Origin of the sequence: Faecalicatena contorta (genome assembly GCF_001404335.1) — a bacterium.
Taxonomy (GTDB): Bacteria; Bacillota; Clostridia; order Lachnospirales; family Lachnospiraceae; genus Faecalicatena; species Faecalicatena contortus_B.
Genome location: NZ_CYZU01000131.1, coordinates 1 through 487, shown reverse-complemented (window position 1 = coordinate 487; position 487 = coordinate 1). Strand labels below are relative to the sequence as shown.

Genomic DNA, 487 nt, shown 5'->3' with positions numbered 1-487 from the left:
TTGTCCTGTGCTATGAATTGATCACGATGGTAACACAGAAAAACAATTTCCATGAATTTGAGACTTATAACATTTTCCTCTGGATCTTCAAAGCGTATGTAGCCATTTATCTGGTGACAAATACGTTCAATATCACGATGGCGGTCTTTGACGTTGGGCAGCATGTGGTCAACAATGCCGCCGGGGTGATATCAGGAAACACAGCGGTGGATGCAACAGAAGCAATTACACGGATTGTGGATGCACTGGAAGATATGGAATTAGGGGATTTGTTCCTGCTATCCATGGAAACGATGTTGATCAGTGTTACTATGCACATTCTGTCAATTATCATTACGGTAATCTTGTACGGAAGAATGATAGAAATTTACCTTTATACTTCCATAGCACCAATTCCGTTTGCCACCATGACTAATAAGGAATGGGGCAATATCGGAAACAACTATTTAAAAGGCTTGTTCGCACTGGCATTTCAGGGATTCTTCAT

Annotated in this window: 1 protein-coding gene; it reads left to right on the top strand. The window is 40.9% G+C overall.

The window, feature by feature from the left end; genetic code table 11:
- On the top strand, window positions 1–487 hold a 487-nt coding region (locus tag ARB69_RS25590), incomplete at both ends, for a VirB6/TrbL-like conjugal transfer protein, CD1112 family (protein ID WP_242857673.1).